The sequence below is a fragment of the Actinoplanes missouriensis 431 genome (assembly GCF_000284295.1).
Taxonomy (GTDB): Bacteria; Actinomycetota; Actinomycetes; order Mycobacteriales; family Micromonosporaceae; genus Actinoplanes; species Actinoplanes missouriensis.
On the sequence record NC_017093.1, the window covers coordinates 4,275,784 to 4,293,049 of the forward strand.

The window sequence follows — 17,266 nt, forward strand, 5'->3', positions numbered from 1 at the left end:
CCCTGAGCCGATTCCGCGGGCCCCTGGGCGGAACGCGCCGTTCGTCCCACCGCGGCCCCCTTCGTTGACGGGCTTAGTTCAGCAGCTTAAGAATATGGTCATGCGCAAGACCGAGCTGCACAACGGGTGGACCGTCCGAGCGACCGGCGGCCCGGTCCCACCGGAGATCGCCGACGTCACCGTCCCGGCCACCGTGCCGGGCACCGTGCACACCGACCTGCTGGCGGCGGGCCTGATCCCGGACCCCTACCTCGGCGAGAACGAGGCGGCGCTCGCCTGGTTCCATCGGTCCTCCTGGCGGTACGACACGGTCCTGCGCGCCGCGCCCGCCGAGCCGGGGGAGCGGGTGGAGCTGGTCTTCGACGGCTTGGACACGGTGGCGTCGATCGAACTGGACGGCGTGGAGCTGGGCCGGACCGCGAACATGCATCGAAGCTTCCGGTTCGACGTGGGCACCCTGCTGACCGGGGAGGATCAGACCCTCACGGTACGGTTCGAGCCCGCTCTCGACTACGCCGAAAAGGTGCAGCAGGAGATCGGTGAGCGGCCCCGGCCGTACCCTCATCCGTTCAACGCGGTCCGGAAGATGGCCTGCTCGTTCGGCTGGGACTGGGGTCCCGACCTGCAGACCGCCGGGATCTGGAAGCCGGTGCGGCTGGAGCGCTGGAGTGTCGCCCGGCTCGCCGCGGTCCGTCCGCTGGCCACCCGCACGCACCTGAGCGTGGCCGTCGACGTGGAGCGCCCGGCCGACGCGACCCTCGCCCTGGAGGTGCTGGTCGGGGAGGGCATCCGCCGCCGGCATCCGCTGCCGCGGACCGGCCCGGCCACCGCGACCGTCGAGATCGACGTGCCGGACGCGCCGGTCTGGTGGCCCGCCGGATACGGTGAGCAGACGCTCGTGCCGATCACCGTGAAACTGCTGCACCAGGGTGACACCCTGGACCGCCACGATTCCCAGGTCGGGTTCCGCGACGTGCGGCTGGACGAGTCGCCGGACGAACACGGGACCGCGTTCACCCTGGTCGTCAACGATCAGCCGATCTTCGTCCGCGGGTTCAACTGGATCCCGGAGGATCATCTGCTGACGCGGATCACCCGTACCCGATTGGAACGTGCGGTGGACCGTGCCGCCGCCGCCAACGCCAACCTGTTGCGGGTCTGGGGTGGCGGGATCTGGGAAAGCGACGACTTCTACGACGTCTGCGACGCCCGGGGCATCCTGGTCTGGCAGGACTTCCCGCTCGCGTGCGCGGGCTACGCCGAGGAGGAGCCGATCCGCTCCGAGATCCTCGCCGAGGCCCGGGAGAACGTGACGCGTCTCGCCCCGCACCCGTCGCTGATCCTGTGGAACGGCGGGAACGAGAACATCTGGGGGTACGAGGACTGGGGCTGGAAGGCGGCCCTGAACGGCCTGACCTGGGGCGCGAGGTACTACTACGAGGACTTCCCGGCGCTGCTGGCCGAGCTCGACCCGACCCGCCCCTACCATCCGGGCAGCCCGTCCAGCCCCGGCCAGGACGCGCACCCGAACGACGACAGGCACGGCACCCGCCACGAGTGGGAGGCCTGGAACCGCGAGGACTACACGTTCCACGACCGTTTCGTGCCCCGGTTCTGCTCGGAGTTCGGCTGGCAGGCGCCGCCGGCGTGGTCCACGCTGACCGAGACCTTGGAACCGGGTGACCTGCGCAAGGACTCGCCGGCGTTCCTGCTGCACCAGAAGGCGGAGGACGGCAACGGCAAGCTGGACCGGGGACTGACGCATCACATGCGGGTGCCGTCCGATTTCGATGACTGGCACTGGGCGACTCAGCTGAACCAGGCGCGGGCCACCCGGCATGCGGTGCTGCATCTGCGCTCGCACGCGCCGCGGACCATGGGCAGCATCCTGTGGCAGCTCAACGACTGCTGGCCGGTGACGTCGTGGGCGGTGGTCGACGGGGCTGAGCGGCTGAAACCGGCGTGGTACGCGGTGCGGTCGGCGTATGCGCCGCGGGCGTTGGGGTTCGTGACCCGGGACGGTGGGTTGATGCTGGTCGCGATCAATGACACCGCTGAGGCGTGGACGGATGCCGCCGCGCAAATCCGGCAAATCGGCTTTGACGGAAAAACCATTAGTGAGCGTACGGCGGATCTGGACGTCCCCGCCCACGGGGTGAGACTGATTCCGATCGGGGAGCTGGCGGTCGCCGATCCGACCCGTGAGGTCCTCGTCGCCGACGCCGGAGGCCTGCGCGCCACCCATCTGTTCGCCGAGGACCACTCCCTCGCCTTCGACCCGGCGCCTCCGGCGATGGACGTGCGGCGCGTCGGCACCGGATACGAGGTGACCGTGACCGCGACCGCGTACCTGCGGGATGGCGCTCTTCTGGCCGACCGGGTGGCGCCCGACGCGACGGTGGACGACATGCTGATCGATCTGCTGCCCGGGGAGAGCCACACATTTTCGGTCACGACCACCGCGACGGTCGACGACGCGGCCTTCCTCGCGGCGCTGCGCTCGGCGAACAGCCTGGCCGGCTGAGATGGGCGGCCTGGTCGGCCTGCTCCTCACCGGCGGCGCCGCCCAGGTCGGCGTCGAGCCGTTCTTCCTGGAGCTGATCGACGGTATGGAGGAGGTCCTCGCGCCGCAGGGCGTCACCGTGTTGCTGCTGGTGGCACCCGACCTCGAGGCGGAACTCGACACCTACCGCCGCTGGTCGGCCGACCACACCGTCGCCGCGGTCATCGTCGTCAACCTGGTCCACGACGACGTGCGCCCGCGGCGCCTCGCCACCCTCGGCCTGCCCGCCGTCCTGGCCGGCCGCGGCGACCCCGGCTTCCCGCGTGTGCTCACCGAGGACGCGGCCGCCATGACGGCAGCCGCCCAAGCCCTGATCGCCCTCGGTCACCGCACGATCGGCCGCGTCACCGGCCCGCCGGCTCTGGTGCACACCGCCGAGCGTTCCGCCGCGCTCGCGGCGGCGGAGCACCACCATCCGGGGGTACGGGTGATCGAGACCGAAGGCGACTACGGCGCCGAATCGGGTGTCCGTGGCATCCACACGCTGCTCGCCGCCGACCCACCGCCCACCGCGGTCATCTTCGACAACGACGTGATGGCGGTCGCCGCCGCCCAGGAGCTGTCCCGCGCCGGCATCACCGGCGTCAGCCTGCTGGCCGGCGACGACTCGCCGCTCTGCGAGCTGGCGTCACCGCCGCTCTCCGCCCTGAGCACCAACGCGCACGCCCACGGCCGCATCCTCGGCCGGGCGGTCGCCGAGCTGCTCGCCGGTGCCGCCCCGCGCGACCACGCCGGCCCGGCGAGCGGGCTGCGGCACCGCGCCACCACGGCCCCGCCTCAGAGCTTGGGCAGCCCAGGGTCGTAGATCCGGTAGTGGTCCGCGCACATCCAGAGGAAGTCGCCGGACTCGGAGACCACCCGGCGCAGACCGCCGAACTGCCGGGCCGGATCCAGCTGAAGGAGCAGCTCGCGAACCGCGCGGAACCCGCTCACCTCGTCCGATACACCGGCCGGGGTCTTGTGTTCGCCGGCAGTCGCGGGCAGCAGGTTCGCCGTCGCTCCCATCAGATCGATTTCGGCCTTGAGCCGCTTCATCTCGTTCGTCCGTCCGGTATCGACCACACCGAGCAGACCCGCCATCGCGCCGGCCATCGGCATGATGCGCAGGATCGTGGACAGCCGCACGAGGTAGGGCTCGGCCCGGACGAACCACTCACGGGTCTGCTCGAAGCGGTATTCACCGTTGTCGCAGCGATGCTGGCTCTCCGGGAACTCGCACCACAGGCTGAGGACGAACCGCTGGCTGAGCAGGCGCGCGGGATTGAGCCGGGCCCGGTTGATCGGCGCGATGCTGATCAACGCCGGACAGTCCGCCACCTCGGTGGCGAGCATCCGCCGTACCGTGTGGAGCATGAGCGCGGTCTCGCTTGCGATCTCCTCGACCTGGCTCACCGAGGCCGAGACCTGCGAGATGCTGCGGGCCAGGGCGTCGATGCGATGCTCCTGGCGGCTGAGGATGGTCGGCCCGGACTCGTAGGTGTCCGGGAAGCCGATCAGCACCGAGGTGAGCGCCATTTCGCGCAGGCAGGTGTGGCAGGTCACCACCTCCCGCCCGTTCTGGAACAGACCGTCCAGCGTCGACAGCGGGAAGGTCCCGGTGCAGGGCGCTCCCTTGAGCGAATTCGGACAGGGTACGAGGAGCTGGTAGCGCAGCCCTGGCCATCGGCTCCGCAGGAGATCCTCGATCGCGTCCCGCATGATGCTGAAGAAGTAGATCGGCGACGGCCCTTTGACGATCAGCGACAGGCGTTTGTCGTCGATCAGCTCGATCAGCGCCTCCAGGTTGTAGGCGCTGTGCCGCAGGAATACGCCGCGGCGCCAGTGGAAGCCGGTGGAGAACCGGAAGTTGCGGACGGTGAGCCAGGCGACCAGGCCGGGCACCTCGTCGGCGAGTTCACAGATCAGGCTCACCTCGCTGGTCCCGCCGGGCACCAGCGGTGTGGTTCGCCACTTCAGCTCGGGCCGCTCGTACGGCACCAGCTGCGCGACCAGGCTCTTGTCCGAGTCCGGGAGCCGATAGGAGACGTCGAACTTCTCCATCAGCCGGAGGAAGTACGGGTGATGCTCGGCGGGGTACTGCTCACGGGACGGGTCGGGTGACTGCCAGATCTCGCGCAGCCGGGCATGGTCGAGAACTCCGCCGTCGGCGCGGGTCCGGCGGTCCTCCAGCACGTACCCGATGGCCTTGGTCAGCCACTCCGGCTGCAGCACGATGATGTCGCGGAGCCCGTCGATCTCCGAGAAGTGCACGACGTTCCCGAGGTCGTGCAGAAGCTCGATCAGAGTCCGTTCGGCTTCCGCGTCGAGACTGTGCTCCTGGCAGATCTCGTGGTAGCGGCGGTAGGGGATCTGCGGTTCGTCGAGGAACGCGAGGCTGTCCCGTACCGCCACCCAGCGTTTGCTCAGCCGGCGCCCCATCTGCGGGTATCGGGAGGCCTGCAGCGCCAGCTCGCGCAGGATGTCCGGCATGCCGGAGCCGGAGGAGTTGTCGACCACCCACTGCCCGATCAGGGACGGCGCGAACTTCGCCCGCAGGTGCGGCAGGTCAATCTCGGGCTGCCGCTCGTCGCCGTGGGTCGCCACGATCATGACCTGCGCGTCGCGGCCGAGCCGAAGCCGGATCAGCCGGAGCCAGAACTCGATCGCGTTCTCCTCCTGGCCCTGCCGCGGTTTCCAGACGAGCAGGTACAGGGACCGCCGGGAGAAGAAGAACTGATGCGTGATCCGGTAGACCTCCTGGCCTCCGAAGTCCCAGAACCGCAGGGTGATGTCGACGTCCGGGAGCTCCGGATGGGGAAGCTGCAGAGTGCTCAGTTCGATGCCGTGGGTGGTTGGCCGGCCAGTGATGAACGGTCGGCCCTGGAACGAGTCGACGAGCGAGCTCTTGCCGACCTCGCCCTCGCCCACGAGCAGCACCTTGATCTCGTAGAGCGGAACGCCATCGCGGCCCTCGTCGCGCAGATAGGAGATCAGCGCGTGCAGCCCTCGGCTGTAGAGATCTCCCAGTGGCTCCGCGAGCGCCTGCGGGCGCAGCCGCAGGGTGTGCAAATGGGGTAGATCGGCCAGCTCGGTCGGGAGGTCGGTGACCACCACGGCGGTCAGGTCGAGCTCCCGCAGCCGCGTCAGATCACCCACCTCGGCGGACAGGTGCAAGGGGCCGCCTCCCACCACCGTCAGCCGGGCCAGATTCGGGAGCTTGAAGACCTGTGGGGGCAGAGTGCCGTCCGCGGACGGCGGCAGGGTGAGAACCGTCAGCCTCGGCAGCGACGAGAAACCCCGGGGCAGCCAGTCCAGCCGGCAGCTCGCCTCGATGTCGAGCCGGGTGAGGTTGCCGAGCTTCTGGATGCCGGGCGGCAGCTGGCGGAACCGCCCGCCGAGGGCCAGCACCTGGAGTGACGTGCAGTCCCACAACTCCTCGGGAAGCTGCTCCAGGGGGCAGCCCTGCACGTCGAGCCTTTCGAGCTTCCGCAGCCTTCCGATCTCCGGAGGAAGTGTCCGCAGCCTGCTCTCGTGCGCGTTGATCCCCTCCAGATCGGAGAGTTCGCCGATCTCCGGCGGGAGCGCCTGAATGCTGCTGTTGTGAATGTCCAGGGACTTCAGATGGCGGATCCGGCCGATCTCCGGCGGCAGCACCGTCTCCCTGGTCCCTGCCAGCGACAGCATGGTGCGGTCCAACGCGGCAGCCTGGTGGATGAGGTCCAGGACGGATCGTGGCATGCTGCGATTCCTCACGCTCGGTGGGTCGTGGGCCTCCGATCCTTCAGGCCCGCGCCGGGCGGAACAAGTACAGCAGGCAGGGTGACGACACGTCCTGCCGCCGGAAGATCGACGCGCACCGTGATCTATCGCGTCCTCGACATCAACGGGAGACGATCCTCGCCGCCCACGGGGGACGGCTGAGGGGAGTAGGGTGCCGCGCATGGCGGGCGAGTTGACTCTTCAGGTGTACGGGCACGGTGTGGACGCGGAGGAGATCGACCGCCGCACCCGGACGCTGCTGGCCGAGATCCGTGAGACCGATGTGGACCGGGTGGTGCCCGGCGGCGGGCCCGTCCCGCCCGGCGCGAAACCGGGCGAGGCACTGGCCGTCGGCGCGCTCGTGGTGACCCTCGCCCCGATCGTCGTGCAGTCGCTGATGGACATCGTGGCGTCCTGGGTGAGCCGCCAGCCGAACGAGTTCTCCGTCAAGATCGGCGACTACGAGATCCGCGGCTCCAACGTCACGAAGGCCGAGCGGGCCGCGCTCGTCGCCGCCCTGGTGAAGCGGCTGGACGGCGAGTCGTGACGCTCGTCGACGAGTCGTTCGCCGTCCCGCAGTCGTACTCCGCCGGCGGTTTCCGGCTGGAGCTGCTCGGCCCGCAGCACAACGAGGCCGACCACGCCGCCTGGATGTCCAGCATCGAGCACATCAGGTCCACGCCCGGCTTCGGCGGGGACTGGCCGCCGCCCGGCGGGATGACCCTGGCGGAGAACCTCGCCGACCTCCAGAGCCATGCGGCCCGCTCGGCGGCACGGGCCGACTTCGCGTACGCGGTGCTCGACCCGGCGACCGGGGAGGTGATCGGCTGCGTCTACCTGAAGCCCGGCCCACCCGGTGACGTGCGGGTGTCCTCCTGGGTGCGGGCCGACCGGGCTCACGCGGATGAGGCTCTGACCGTCGTGGTGACCCGCTGGCTGGCCGAGAAGTGGCCGTTCCTCATCATCACGTACCGCTGAATGGATTTGCGCTGGTCCTGTGCCGGTTGCAAGCTACCCGGCATGGAACCACCCGAGATGATCAATGCCGGTGACCTCGTCCTGAAACGCTGGGAACCGGAGTGGGCGCCCGAGGCCACCGCCGCCGTCCGCGAGTCGCTGCCCGAGCTGAAACCGTGGATGCCGTGGGCGAACGACGGCTACGACCTCGCCGCCTCACGGTCCTACATCGACCGCTCGGTGGAGAGCTGGGCCGCCGGAACCGAGTTCAACTACGCGCTGTTCACCACCGTCGGCGACGTGATCGGCTCGATCGGCCTGATGACCCGGGTCGGCCCGGGCGCGCTGGAGATCGGCTACTGGATCCGCACCCCGTGGGCCGGCCGCGGCCACATGACCGCCGCGGTGCGCGTGCTGACCCGGGTGGCGCTGACGCTGCCCGGCATCGACCGCGTGGTGATCCGCCACGACGCGGCGAATCTCGCCTCCGGCCGGGTGGCCGAGAAGGCCGGCTTCGTCGAGACCGAACGCCTCGCCGTCGACCCGACAACCCCGGCGGGCTCGGGCACAGAGATCCTGCGTGAGTTCAAACCCTGAGACGCGTGCGCAGTCCCGGGCGTGCGCAGTCCATAGCGTGCTCCGTCCATCGCGTGCGCGCCGTACCTGGCGTGCGCCGTCCCCTGTGCGTTGGCTGCCCGGGCGGGGCGACTTATCGGATTTAGGCGTTAGAACGGGCGCGGCGTGGCGGACGGCTCCGCGCTGGTGCTTGTAGATCGTGGATCGCCGCTGGCCGGCTGGCGCTCAGTGTCGCCGGGACAGGCGTGCGGGAGCACTGAGCGCCAGCCGGCCGGGACGACCTGGTTGCCAGTGCTGTCGGTGGGCGTTCCAGCAGCGCTGTGCGCCGGCCGGACCGGCTGGTCGTGAGGGCTGTGGTGGCAGCGCTGTGCGCCGGCCGGACCGGCCGGACCGGCTGGACCGGCTGGTTGTGAGGGCGGTGGCGACAACATTCTGCGCCGGCTAGACCAGACGGCACGGCACGGCACGGCACAGCGCGGGGCGGCACGGGCGCGGGACGGCGCGGGGCGGGGCGGGCAAGGGCGGCGGCTACCGCGCGATCACGACGGGTGCCGCTTCGGGGTTGCCAGCAGGGCAAACACCGCTAGCGCCCCTCCCGCCACCGCGCCGGCCGCGATCACGAAGCCTCGGTCCATCCCGCCCGGCGCCAGCGCCCATCCCGCGCCCGCGGCCGCCGCCGCGCCGGCCAGCATGCCGATGCGGGCGGCGCGCGGGTGGCCCAGCATCACGGCGAGCGACCCGGCGACCCCGGCCACGCCGGCGATCAGGAACGGCGCGCCCAGACCGGCCGCACGGTGGGCCAGCAGATCCACCCCGGATCCGATCATCAGCAGGAAGACCAGCACGGCGAACCCGTGCCGGACCAGCCCTGCTCGTGTCATCCGGCCAGCGTGCCAGACCACGACGCGGCCATCCACGGATTTAAATGATACGTTTGCACCATGAAAACGATCAGCGCCTTCACCAGCGACCGGGCCCGGGAGCGGTTCGACGTGGCGTACCGGGCGGCGCTGGCCCGGCTGCTGCCCGGCGGGACCGCGCCGATCCGGGTCACGACCGGGTTCGGGGAGGCGGTCGCCTATCGCAGCGGTGAGGACACCGGCACCCCGGTCGTGCTGCTGCCCGGCGCCGGGGGGAACGCGGTGACCTGGTACCACTACGCCGAGCGGCTCGGCCGCCGTCGCCCGGTGATCGCGCTCGACCCGATCGGTGAGCCCGGGGCGGCCCGGCAGACGCGGGCCCTCACGACCGAGCGTGACGTCGTGACCTGCCTGGACGAGACGCTCGACGGGCTCGGGCTGGACGGCGCGCACCTGGTCGGCATGTCCTACGGCGGGTGGGCCGCGCTCCGGTACGAGCTGGAGTTCCCCGGCCGGGCCGCCAGCCTGACACTGCTGGATCCGGGTGGGTTCGGGGCGATCGGGCTGCGGTTCTGGGTGTGGCTGTTCGCCGGTGGGCTCGCCGGGGTCAGCCCGCGACCGGTCGGCCGCCGGCTCGCCGGGGTGGTCCGCAACGCCACGCTGCGTGACGACGAGCTGATGCCGCTGCTGCCGCTGACCATGTCGTTCCGGCGCCGGCTGCCCCTGCCGGCCGCGATGTCCGACGCGGAACTGGGCGCGGTGACCGTACCCCATCTGGTGTTGCTCGGCGAACGCAGCGCGCTGTATCGGTCGGCCGACGTCGCGGAGCGACTGCGGCGTGTCATGCCGGCGGCGCGGGTGGAGATCGTGCCGGGCGCGTCGCACGACCTGCCGGTGCACTCGCCGGACCTCGTCGCGGACCGGATCGAGGCGTTCCTGGACGCGTGCGAGACCGGCCGGCGATGACGGCCATGCACGACGCCCGCGTGACCGGCCGGCGATGACGGCCATGCACGACGCCCGCGTGACCAGCTGGCAATGACAGTCATGCACGACGCCTGCGTGACTCCGCCTGCCACACTCGTACATGATCGCGAAGTCGTTCGGAGCGGGGGAGAACATGACGTCGGCGAGCCATCGGCACCTGGCCAACGAACTGCTGGCGAGCGTCGCCGGGAGACTGCCGGGCACCCCGGCCGTGATCGCCGCCGCGCACGCGCACGCGGTGCTGGCGCTCGCCGACGAGGTGGCCGCGCTCCGGCGGGTGCTGCAGACGGGCGCCGCGGGTGACGCTCCGCGTCAGCCCTGACGCAGGGCGGGCAGGATCGCGATCTCGCTGTAGAAGTTGTTGATCTGGCGCACCGCGGCCTCGAACGACTCCAGGTCCATCGGCTTGGAGACATACGCATTGGCGTGCTTCGCGTAACTCGCGGTGATGTCCGGTGCGGCGGTCGACGTGGTCAGCACGACGATCGGGATGCTCTTCAGGTCGTCGTCGGCCTTGATCTCGTTGAGCACCTCGTGGCCACCCATCCGGGGCATGTTGAGGTCGAGCAGCACCAGATCGGGGCGGGGCATGCCGGCGTACCGGCCGTGCCGGCGCAGGTAGTCGAGCGCCTCCCGGCCGTCCTCGACCGTGTGCACGACGGGCGGGGTGGCGACGCCGAGCAGCGCTTCCTCGATCATCATGGTGTCCGCGGGGTCGTCGTCGACCACCAGGACGTGCTGCAACCGCGAGAGCCCCGACATAGCCGCCAACAATACTGCAGGGTGATCACCTAGGATTGCCCGCCATGGCGCCCGAAGTTCTGCCGATGCGGCCGATGACCGCCGGGGAACTCCTCGACGCGGGCGCCGCTCTGCTGCGCCGGCGCGCCTGGCCGTTGCTGGCGATCGCCGCGCCGCTGGTGGCCGCTGAGCAGCTGATCCTCGCCGGGCTGCGGGACCGGGCCGGGCTGACCCCGCCGGCGTTCCTGCCCGACTTCGGTGACCTGGGCGGATGGTGGCTGGTCGTGGCGGCGGGGTTCGGCATGGAGGCGGCGATCGTCGCGCTGCTCGGCGGTTACGCGGGCGTGGCGGCCGGGTCCGCGCTGACCGGCGCCCGGGCGCGCCTGCTGAGCCGTCCGGGAGCGGTCCTCGCCACGGCGACGGTCGCCGGGGTGGTGTCGGCGTTCGCCGCCTATTTCGGGTTCGTGCCGTGGCTGATCGTCTACGGGCTCATCGGGATGGCCACCCCGGCGCTCACCCTCGGCCGTGCCCGTCATCCGTTCCGCCGGTCCGCCCGGCTCGCCACCCGTGACGGACTGCGACCGGCCCTGATCAGGCTGCTCGGCTACGGCAGCTGGTTCGTGGTCCGGTTCGCGCTCGGGACCGGCTGGGTCGCGATCGCCTCGCAGATCGGCTGGACGGTCGACGACGGCGTGGTGGCCTGGGTGGTGCCGATCGCGTGGGGCCTGGCGAACACCGTCGCCTACCCGGCGCTCGCTTGCCTGGATGCGGCGATGCTGGTGGAGACGCGGATCCGCAGTGAGGGTCTGGACATCGAGATCGGGCGGGAACGCGCCCGCGGCGGCGACGGTTCGGCGGCCCTGGTGGACGCGGCATGACCCGTGCCTACGACGAGTGGGTGGCCGCCGTCTTCGATGTGGTGCCGGCCCGCCTGGTCCTGCTCGGACTGTTTCTGATCACCCTGGTCGGCGCCCTCCTGTGGTACTCCTTCCCGGTCTGGGTCCCGCGCCGCTGGCCGCACCTGCGGATGCCCCGGATCGACCTGCGCCTCCCGCGCCGCCGCACCCGCCGGCGTCCCGCCACCCGGGGCGCCGAACCCCACGATCACCTTCACCAGCCCCATCGGGTACGGGACCACGCGTCACCCACCGAGCCGGACGCCGACCGGCTCGCGGCCGAGGGCCGTTACGCCGAGGCCATCCGCCAGCGCCTGCGCGACACCGTCACCGACCTGACCCGGGCCGGCGTGGTGACCCCGCAGCCCGGCACGACCGCCGCCGAGCTCGCCGACGCCACGGCCGGCGCCCGCCCCGGCGTCGCGCCCGCCATGGACGAGGCCACCGCGCTCTTCTCCGAGGTCTGGTACGGCCACCGCCCGGCCGCCGCCGAGCATGACGAGCGGATGCGCCGGCTCACCGACGAGATCCGCGACGACGTCGGAGGCCCGCGATGAGGCGCCTGCTGAGCGGCCTGAACCCGCGCACCCACCGGCGGATGCGGATCGTGCTGCCGTTCGCCGCCCTGCTCGGCCTGATCCTCGCCACGCTGCTGGCGCACGCCCTGGAGCAGCCCGATCCGGGTGATCCCGGCTATCTGGACCCCGGCGCGAGCGGCGCCGCCGGCAGTGCCCGGCTGGCCGCCGCGCTGCGCGCCGGCGGCACCGAGGTGGTCCCGGTGACCGGCACCGAGGAGGCCCTCGATCGGGTACGGGAGAAGCCCGGCGTCACCCTGTTCGTGCCGGCGCCCTCCTTCGTCGACCTGCAGAGCCTCAGCAACTCGACGGGCCTGCCGCCGGACACCCGGATCGTGGTGGCCGGGGCGGAGCTGCGGGACATCGAGCGGACCGGCTGGCAGATCGGCCACGCCGGCACCCGGTGGGCCGCCAAGGCGGTGACCAAGGACTGCGAACTGCCGCTGTTGCCCGGCCCGGCCGCCGTGCTGCGCCAGAAGTACACGGCACCGGACGGGGTCGTCTGCTACGGCGGCGGGTTCGTGGCGTGCGACGACGGACCGGTCACGGTGATCCTGGTCGGGGCCGCCGACCCGTTCCGCAACGACCGGATCGGCGAGCACGCCAACGAGGCGTTCGCGACGGCCCTGCTCGGCGGCGACCGGGTCGTCTGGCTGGACCTGCACGAGCGGGAGAACCGGGTCGCCGAACCCGAGCCGTCCGAGTCCACCGCGTCGTCACCGGTCGAGCTGCCGAGCGAGGAGCAGTCGCTGCCCGCCCCGCCGCCGGGCCCCGCGACCGGCACCCCCGGCGCGCCACCGGACGCCGGAGGCCGGCAGGCCGCGCGGCCGCCGCTCACCGACGCGTTCCCGGCCGGGTTCTGGGCCACCCTGGTGCTCGCCGCGCTCGCGCTGCTCGCCCTGGCCGCGGCCGCCGCCCGCCGGCTCGGCGCCCCGGTCGCCGAACCGCTGCCGTCCCGGGTGCCCGCGCACGAGACGATGCTCGGCCACGCCCGGCTCTACCAGCGGGCCCGGGCGCGCGAACCGTCCCTGGACGTGCTGCGCGCGGCGGCCCGGCGCCGTCTCACCGAGCACCTCGGGCTGCCGCGCGACGCGAGCCTCCCCGAGATCGCCGGGCGGGCCGGGCTGTCACCGGACCACGTCCGTAGTGTGCTCGGCGGCGACCCGCCGGAGACCGACGCGGAGCTGGTGGCAGCCGCGCAGAACATGCAGACACTGGTGCGTGAGGTCACGCACCGGACGGGTGAAGGAGAATCGTGACCGCCGAATCCGAACAGGCCCGCCACGCGCTGAGCCGTCTGCGCGCCGAGGTCGGCAAGGCCGTCGTCGGGCAGGACGCGGTCGTCGGCGGGGTCATGGTGGCGCTGCTCTGCGGCGGGCATGTGCTGCTCGAAGGCGTACCCGGGGTGGCGAAGACCTTGTTGGTGCGGGCCGTCGCCGCCGCGCTCAACCTGGACACCAAACGGGTGCAGTTCACCCCGGATCTGATGCCCGGCGACGTGACCGGCTCGCTGGTCTACGACGCACGCACCTCCGCTTTCAACTTCCGCCCCGGACCGGTCTTCACCAACCTGCTGCTCGCCGACGAGATCAACCGGACGCCGCCGAAGACCCAGGCCGCGCTCCTCGAGGCGATGGAGGAACGCCAGGTCAGCGTCGACGGCACGCCCCGGCCGCTGCCGCAGCCGTTCCTGGTCGCGGCCACCCAGAACCCGATCGAGTACGAGGGGACGTATCCGCTCCCGGAAGCGCAACTCGACCGTTTCCTGCTCAAACTCTCCGTCCCCCTGCCCGAACGCGACGACGAGATCGGCGTGCTGCGCGCCCACCACCACGGATTCGACCCGCGCGACCTGAAGGCCGCCGGGATCACCCCCGTCGCCGGGCCCGCCGACCTGGCCGCCGGGCGCGCCGCGGTGCAGCGGGTGGCCGTCGCCGACCCGGTCCTGGCGTACGTCGTCGACCTCTGCCGGGCCACCCGGCAGACCCCCGCGCTGGAACTCGGCGCGTCCCCGCGCGGTGCGACCGCCCTGCTCGCCGTCGCGAAGGCGTACGCCTGGCTGTCCGGGCGCGACTACGTGGTGCCGGACGACGTGAAGGCGTACGCGATCGCCGCCCTGCGCCACCGGGTGCGGCTGCGCGCCGACGCCGAACTCGACGGCGCGACGGTGCCGGCGGTCCTCGCCGGGGTGCTCGCCGCCGTGCCCGCCCCGCGCTGATGGTCACCCGCCGGTTCGCGCTGATCCTGCTCACCGGGCTGCCGCTGCCGGCGCTGCTGCCGTCGCCCTGGACCGGTCTGCTGATCGTCCTCGGGTTCGCGGTGGCGGTCGCGGCGATCGACGTCGCGGTCGCCGGGCCGCTGACCGCGGTACGGCTGTCCCGCGCCGGTGACCGGACCGTGTGGCTCGGCGGCACCGCGACCGTCACGCTGACCGTCACGAACACCGGCCGCCGGCCGCTGCGCCTGCACGTGCGCGACAGTTGGGTGCCGTCCGCCGGGGCGTGGCCGTCCCGGCACGACGTGTGGCTGCCGCGGGGCGCGCACGAGGCGCTGACGATCAAGCTCAATCCGGTACGGCACGGTGACCGGCCGGCGGTCCACGTGATCCTCCGCTCTCTGGGGCCGTTCGGTGTCGCGTACCGGCAACGGGGCCGGCGGTGGAACGCCGCGATCTCCCCGCCCTGGGTGCTGCGTGTGCTGCCGCACTTCCCGTCGCGGCGGATCCTGCCCGAGAAGCTCGCCCGGATGCGCGTGATCGAGGGCTCGTCGGTGACCCGCGGGCGCGGGCACGGCACCGAGTTCGACGCGCTGCGCGAGTACGTGATCGGCGACGACGTCCGCTCGATCGACTGGCGGGCCAGCGCACGCCACAACGACGTGATGGTCCGGACCTGGCGGCCGGAACGCGACAGGCGCGTGGTGTGCGTGATCGATACCGGTCGTACGTCCGCGGCCCGGGTGGGGAACGCGCCCCGCCTGGATGCGGCGATCGACGCGGCGCTGCTGCTGTCGGTGCTGGCCGTCCGTGCCGAGGACCGGGTGGATCTGATCGCCCTCGACGCGGTGGTGCGGGCCCGGGTGGCCGGGGCCGCGGCGTCGGCGTCGAAGCTGGAACGGCTGATCGACGCGATGGCGTCGCTGGTGCCGTCCGCCGTGGAGACAGACTGGGCGGCGCTCGCCACGTCGCTGCTGCGGCGTGACCAGAAGCGGTCGCTGGTGGTGATCTTCACGGCTCTGGAGCCGGCGCCGATCGTGGAAGGGCTGCTGCCGCTGCTTCCGCGCCTCGCGGCGCGCCACCAGGTGCTGATCGCGGGGGTACGGGACCCGGCCGTCACCCGGCTCGCCGAGGTGCCGCCGTCGGCGTCGGTGTCGGACGTGCACACGGCGGCGGCGGCGCAGCGGGTGCTGAGCGAGAGGGATCGGGTGCGGGAGGTGCTCGGCCGGCACGGGGCGATCGTGGTGGACGCCGATGCGGGGGCGTTCGCGGGTCAGGTGGTGGACGTTTATTTGCTGCTCAAGGCCACGGGGCGGTTGTAGCGGTTGGTGGGTCCGGCCGGTGCTCAGCGCTGCTCCAACGGGTCAGTGGCAGCACTGGGAGCCAGCTCGACTCGGCCGGCTGGTTGCTGGTGCTGTCGGGCGTCCGGTTTGTGAACACTGAGCGCCAGCCGGCATCGACGTTTCCACGATCCCCGGCCTCTGCTCCGCCGAGGGCGATCAGCGCACGAGCATGGTGATCGCGTGCACCTACCGCCGATGGGCGCGCGATCAGCCCGGCGCGCTCCGAGCGCACACGAACGGCTTACGTGTGCGCTGATCGACCCTGCGAGCCGCTCCGGCGTCCAGCTGACCGGCGACGGCTGGACTGGGCGTAACCGGGCGCCGGCCGGGTAACCACTGTGGATGTTCGACGGCTTTCGGCTTGACCACATCGACCTGGGCGACGTCTCGCTGCGCGTCCGGCACGGCGGCTCCGGCACCCCGGTCGTGCTGCTGCACGGCCACCCGCGCACCCACACCACCTGGTACGCGGTGGCGCCCCGCCTCGCCGCCCGGCACACCGTTGTCGCGCCCGACCTGCGCGGATACGGCCGATCCACCCTCCCGCCCGAGAGGTCCGGCCAACCCGAGGGGTCCGGCCACCCCGACGCCCCCGACGCCCCCGGCCACCCCGGCCGGCCTGACCACGCGCAGTCCAGCAAGCGCGCCATGGCCGGCGACGTAGTCCGACTGATGAACCGTCTAGGTCACGACCGGTTCGCGGTGGTCGGCCATGACAGGGGCGCCCTGGTCGCGTTCCGGACCGCCATGGATCATCCGGAGGCGGTCACCCACCTGGTCGTCATGGACAGTCTCCCGGTGATCGAGCACCTGGAACGTACCGATGAGGTGTTTGCCCGGGTGTGGTGGCACTGGTGGTTCCTGGGGCAGACCGACAAGCCCGCCGAGCGGGTGATCACCGCGGACCCTGACGCCTGGTACACCACGCCCGGCCCGGAGGTGATCGGCGCGGAGAATCACGCCGATCTGTGGGCGGCGCTGCGGGATCCGGCCGTGGTGCACGGGATGTGCGAGGACTATCGGGCGGGTCTCGGTGTGGACCGGGAGCACGATGCGGCGGACCGGGCGGCCGGTCGTCGCGTCGAGTGTCCGGCGATGCTGCTCGAAGCGGTCCGCGACGACCTCGACATCCACGGTGACCCGGCGAAGATCTGGGCGCCGTGGCTGCGCCGCCCGCTGCGTCACCGGCTGATCGACAGCGGACATCACCAGGCCGAGGAGGCCCCGGAACAGGTCAGCGCGGAGTTGATCGACTTCCTCCGGGACGAGGCCCCATAATGCCTCCGTGAATCGGATATCTGTTGCCGCCGCGCTCCTGCTGGTTTCCGCGGTGGCGCTGGCCGCGCTGTCCTGGGTGCGGGTCGGCGGCAGCGTGGAGCAGGTTTTCCAGCCGGGCGCGCCGGCGGTGCTGGACGTGCCCGGCGGGGAGTTCATGGTGTGGTCGGCCGGCGCCGTCGACGTGCGCTGCGAACCGGCCGACATCGAGGGACCGTGGTCGGCGCGGTCGGTGCGGGACGAGGATCTCACGGTGGAGGGCGAGGGCCGGACCTGGCGCGGCGCGCTGCTGGTGACCGCCGAGCCGCCCGGCACCTATGAGATCACGTGCACCGGGGACGCGGCACTCGCGCTCGGCGACCCGCCGCTGATCCACGACTTCAGCACCCAGCTGTACCTGCGGTTCGGCGCCGCGCTGCTGGCACTCGCCGGCATCGTGACCGGGCTGGCCGGGGCGATCACGGCGGCACGCCGCCGCAAACGCGTGGCAGCCTGACGCCGGACGTGAAACAGGGCCGCGCCTCCCGTGAGAACGCGGCC

General features: G+C 72.0%; 17 protein-coding genes. 14 read left to right on the forward strand and 3 right to left on the reverse strand.

Going from position 1 to position 17,266, the window contains the following annotated elements; all coding sequences use genetic code 11:
* Positions 1-100: 100 nt before the first annotated feature.
* Both AMIS_RS19905 and AMIS_RS19910 read left to right on the forward strand, forming a co-directional pair.
* Positions 101-2,524 (forward strand): glycoside hydrolase family 2 protein, encoded by a 2,424-nt coding sequence (locus AMIS_RS19905; RefSeq protein WP_041831052.1) that lies wholly within the window; start codon positions 101-103, stop codon positions 2,522-2,524.
* A gap of 1 nt (position 2,525) precedes the next feature.
* Entirely contained in the window at positions 2,526-3,368 is an 843-nt protein-coding gene (locus AMIS_RS19910) for a LacI family DNA-binding transcriptional regulator (protein ID WP_014444161.1), read from the forward strand.
* On the opposite strand, the gene AMIS_RS19915 is transcribed toward AMIS_RS19910, so the two are convergent.
* Positions 3,341-6,280: a COR domain-containing protein gene (locus tag AMIS_RS19915; RefSeq protein WP_014444162.1), complete on the reverse strand. Its 2,940-nt coding sequence runs from the start codon at positions 6,278-6,280 to the stop codon at positions 3,341-3,343. The two genes, AMIS_RS19910 and AMIS_RS19915, sit on opposite strands and share 28 nt — an antisense overlap.
* A 202-nt stretch (positions 6,281-6,482) precedes the next feature.
* On the opposite strand from AMIS_RS19915, the gene AMIS_RS19920 reads away from it, so the two are divergent.
* The 3 genes from AMIS_RS19920 to AMIS_RS19930 are packed head-to-tail and all read left to right on the forward strand — an operon-like array spanning position 6,483 to position 7,855.
* Positions 6,483-6,848, forward strand: coding sequence for a hypothetical protein (locus AMIS_RS19920; protein ID WP_014444163.1), 366 nt, complete (start codon positions 6,483-6,485; stop codon positions 6,846-6,848).
* Positions 6,845-7,279 carry a hypothetical protein gene (locus tag AMIS_RS19925; protein WP_014444164.1) on the forward strand — a complete coding sequence of 145 codons (435 nt, stop codon included), beginning with the start codon at positions 6,845-6,847 and terminating at the stop codon, positions 7,277-7,279. Before AMIS_RS19920 ends, AMIS_RS19925 begins: the two co-directional genes overlap by 4 nt.
* A gap of 42 nt (positions 7,280-7,321) precedes the next feature.
* Entirely contained in the window at positions 7,322-7,855 is a 534-nt protein-coding gene (locus AMIS_RS19930; protein ID WP_041829922.1) for a GNAT family N-acetyltransferase, read from the forward strand.
* A 518-nt stretch (positions 7,856-8,373) separates the two neighbouring features.
* Here AMIS_RS19930 and AMIS_RS19935 read toward each other — a convergent pair.
* A complete protein-coding gene (locus tag AMIS_RS19935) occupies positions 8,374-8,715 on the reverse strand; it encodes a hypothetical protein (protein WP_014444166.1) in 342 nt (113 codons plus the stop codon).
* A gap of 60 nt (positions 8,716-8,775) precedes the next feature.
* Here AMIS_RS19935 and AMIS_RS19940 point away from each other — a divergent pair, with 60 nt between their 5' ends.
* Both AMIS_RS19940 and AMIS_RS19945 read left to right on the forward strand, forming a co-directional pair.
* The gene (locus tag AMIS_RS19940) at positions 8,776-9,660 is read left to right on the forward strand and encodes an alpha/beta fold hydrolase (RefSeq protein WP_014444167.1); all 885 of its coding nucleotides are present in this window, start codon (positions 8,776-8,778) and stop codon (positions 9,658-9,660) included.
* A 121-nt stretch (positions 9,661-9,781) separates the two neighbouring features.
* Positions 9,782-10,003 carry a hypothetical protein gene (locus AMIS_RS19945; RefSeq protein ID WP_014444168.1) on the forward strand — a complete coding sequence of 74 codons (222 nt, stop codon included), beginning with the start codon at positions 9,782-9,784 and terminating at the stop codon, positions 10,001-10,003.
* On the opposite strand, the gene AMIS_RS19950 is transcribed toward AMIS_RS19945, so the two are convergent.
* Positions 9,994-10,443, reverse strand: a complete 450-nt coding sequence (locus AMIS_RS19950) for a response regulator (RefSeq protein WP_014444169.1) — start codon at positions 10,441-10,443, stop codon at positions 9,994-9,996. The two genes, AMIS_RS19945 and AMIS_RS19950, sit on opposite strands and share 10 nt — an antisense overlap.
* A 44-nt stretch (positions 10,444-10,487) precedes the next feature.
* Between AMIS_RS19950 and AMIS_RS19955 the strand changes: the two genes are divergently transcribed.
* The 7 genes from AMIS_RS19955 to AMIS_RS19985 all read left to right on the forward strand — a co-directional run bounded on the left by AMIS_RS19955 (position 10,488) and on the right by AMIS_RS19985 (position 17,222).
* Positions 10,488-11,300: a hypothetical protein gene (locus AMIS_RS19955; RefSeq protein ID WP_014444170.1), complete on the forward strand. Its 813-nt coding sequence runs from the start codon at positions 10,488-10,490 to the stop codon at positions 11,298-11,300.
* The gene (locus tag AMIS_RS19960; protein ID WP_014444171.1) at positions 11,297-11,875 is read left to right on the forward strand and encodes a DUF4129 domain-containing protein; all 579 of its coding nucleotides are present in this window, start codon (positions 11,297-11,299) and stop codon (positions 11,873-11,875) included. Before AMIS_RS19955 ends, AMIS_RS19960 begins: the two co-directional genes overlap by 4 nt.
* The gene (locus tag AMIS_RS19965; protein ID WP_014444172.1) at positions 11,872-13,152 is read left to right on the forward strand and encodes a DUF4350 domain-containing protein; all 1,281 of its coding nucleotides are present in this window, start codon (positions 11,872-11,874) and stop codon (positions 13,150-13,152) included. Before AMIS_RS19960 ends, AMIS_RS19965 begins: the two co-directional genes overlap by 4 nt.
* Positions 13,149-14,111: an AAA family ATPase gene (locus AMIS_RS19970; protein WP_014444173.1), complete on the forward strand. Its 963-nt coding sequence runs from the start codon at positions 13,149-13,151 to the stop codon at positions 14,109-14,111. The genes AMIS_RS19965 and AMIS_RS19970 overlap by 4 nt, the downstream gene beginning before the upstream one ends.
* Positions 14,111-15,430 carry a DUF58 domain-containing protein gene (locus AMIS_RS19975; RefSeq protein ID WP_014444174.1) on the forward strand — a complete coding sequence of 440 codons (1,320 nt, stop codon included), beginning with the start codon at positions 14,111-14,113 and terminating at the stop codon, positions 15,428-15,430. The genes AMIS_RS19970 and AMIS_RS19975 overlap by 1 nt, the downstream gene beginning before the upstream one ends.
* A gap of 363 nt (positions 15,431-15,793) precedes the next feature.
* Positions 15,794-16,729 carry an alpha/beta fold hydrolase gene (locus AMIS_RS19980; RefSeq protein ID WP_014444175.1) on the forward strand — a complete coding sequence of 312 codons (936 nt, stop codon included), beginning with the start codon at positions 15,794-15,796 and terminating at the stop codon, positions 16,727-16,729.
* A gap of 7 nt (positions 16,730-16,736) precedes the next feature.
* Complete coding sequence (locus AMIS_RS19985) at positions 16,737-17,222, forward strand: hypothetical protein (protein WP_014444176.1); 486 nt, start codon at positions 16,737-16,739, stop codon at positions 17,220-17,222.
* Positions 17,223-17,266: the final 44 nt, after the last annotated feature.